Annotated in this window: 1 protein-coding gene and 2 pseudogenes; all 3 read right to left on the bottom strand. The window is 71.0% G+C overall.

What is annotated here, in order from left to right:
* Positions 1-71: 71 nt before the first annotated feature.
* Positions 72-1,352 (bottom strand): MFS transporter, encoded by a 1,281-nt coding sequence (locus tag JL475_RS38660; protein ID WP_202282873.1) that lies wholly within the window; start codon positions 1,350-1,352, stop codon positions 72-74.
* Between the two features lie 550 nt (positions 1,353-1,902).
* A pseudogene (locus JL475_RS41035) lies at positions 1,903-2,019 on the bottom strand (type I-E CRISPR-associated endonuclease Cas1); the annotation flags it as partial.
* A gap of 34 nt (positions 2,020-2,053) precedes the next feature.
* Positions 2,054-2,244: pseudogene (locus JL475_RS38665) on the bottom strand (XRE family transcriptional regulator); the annotation flags it as partial.

Here is a 2,244-nt window from a genome sequence, read left to right on the forward strand (position 1 = left end):
GGCCACCAGCCCAAAACGGACGCAGAAATCGATCAGAAGATCACTCTCGAACCACCTCGGTGGATCAAGGCTTAGGTCTCGTGGCGGGCCGGGGGTGTGGTGGGGCGGAGGGCGGGGTCGTTGCGCAGGCGCAGGAAGGTGACGAGCAGGGTGAGCGCCTGCACCAGGGCGCAGGCCCCGATGAGGCCGTTCAGGTAGGGCGGCGGGGTGAGGGCGAGCAGGAGGCCCGCGAGGGGGAAGGGCAGCAGCAGGAGCAGGATGGTCAGGGAGAGGGTGGTGCCGAAGGCGGCGGGTGGGATGACCTGTGAGCGGAGGGTGCGCAGGACGACGGTGAGTCCTCCGTCGGCGGCCATGAACAGGGCCACGAGGGTCACGTAGCCGGTGTAGGAGGGGGTCTGGGGCACGGCGAGGCAGGCGGCGGCCGCGACGGTTGCGCTGATGGCGCCGACTCCCCACAGGCCGAGCCGGTCCAGGCCGGCCCGGCAGCAGGCGACCGCGATCAGTGTGGCGGCCGCGGCGATGGACCAGAGCGCGCCGGCGGCGGCCGGGGAGTGGCCGAAGCGGTCCTCCACGAGGATGGGGGTGGCCGCCTGCAGCAGCCCGAGCATGAGATTGGCGCAGGCCAGTCCGGTCACCAGCCGGCGCAGCGACGGCAGCAAGCGCAGGGTCTGCCATCCCTCCCGCAGGCCGCCGCCCGGTGCCGGTTTGCCGTGGCGCGTGGCGCGCAGGGGGGTGGGCGGGGTCTGCAGGGCGAGGGCGGCGGAGGCGAAGGACAGCATGCTTAAGCACGCCAGCATGCGGGTCGGGCCGGTGAGCAGGAGAACGCCGCCCAGGGCCGGGCCGACGAGGGTGGCCGTCTGGTCGATGCCGATCAGCACCGACTGCACCTTGTGGGCCTGTCTGTCGGTGCGGCGGCTGACGGTGGCGCCGATCGCCTCGTTGGCGATGAAGCTGAACTGGGTCAGCGCCCCGGTCACGGCGGCCAGTGCCATGACGGTGACGGTCTCGCCCGGACCCGGCGGCAGCAGGACGAGCGCGACACCGCCGCCGGCGACCAGCAGGGCGCGGGCCAGGGAGGCGAGGAAGCACACGATCGCCGCGCCGCTGCGGTCCACCAGAGTGCCGGCGAAGCCGAACACGGCCACCCGGGGTATCCACTCCAGTGCGAAGGCCAGGCCGGTCAGGGAGGCGGAGCCGGTGGTGGCCAGCACGGCGAGCGGCATGGCGTAGGTCGCCATGGAGTAGGCGAGGGCGTCGCAGGCGCGTGGTACGTAGACCCGGCGGAACAGGCTGCCGGTGGGGACGGCCGCGTGCCGGCCGGCCGGTTGGACCTCGGAGGGGGAGATGGTCACGAAGTGGGGGGCTTTCACTGAGCGGGGGTACGGACGGCCGGTCGGGGCGGTGCCGGCCGCTCACACGGAGGAGAACGCTGCGGGCGTTCCGCGCAGGGCCATACATGATGGGGGCTATACGAACCCCGCGCGGAAACAGATGGGACGGGGGCCGTGAAGAGGCAAGGGGCATGCCGACAGGGATTGTTGAGGCATGGACTACGGCGCAGCAACAAGATAGCTGAAGTGATCTTCCCGGCAGCCTCGAGGGCGGCGTTCAGCCCCGCGGCCCGAAGGGGGCGTCTGGGCGGCCGTGATGGTCCATGAGGATTCTGGTCATGGGCGGAACCTGGTTCCTGGTCACGTACATCGCGGAGGGCGCACTGGCAAGGGGTGGGCAGTCACCCCCTCCAGCCGGGGCGCTCTGGTCGAGATGTTGGCGGCGTCGAGCTACGGCGACCGTGCCGTCCGCGGAGACCTGGACCAGCTGACCGGGCACGGGTCTTGGGACGCTGTGATCGGCACATTCAGTTCCGGCTTCGCGCCTGGGTTCGACACTTGCAGGTTGCTGCTCAGGGTTGGTGGAGGCGTGGAGGGAGAAGGCCAGAGGAATGGTGAGTTCGGCCTTGGAGAGATCGGCGATGTCGTAGACGAAGGCCTGCTGGTTGCCGCTGTGCACGAAGTTGAGGGAGCGCACCTGAGCCGGCCCTCACCCTGACCGACTACAACTCGAACTCCAGGTGCTCCACATTGGTGAACTCCACCGCCAGGCCGTGGGCGCGGCGGCCGCCGTCGCGGAAGCAGACCTCACCCAGACCTTCGGCGGCGAGGATGCGCGGCTGCCGCTCGCCGGCGCCGGCGTCCTGGGCATCGAACAGGCGGGCCGCGTACTGCGGGGCAGGGCGAGGGTGAG

Source organism: Streptomyces sp. M2CJ-2 (assembly GCF_016757295.1).
GTDB lineage: Bacteria > Actinomycetota > Actinomycetes > Streptomycetales > Streptomycetaceae > Streptomyces.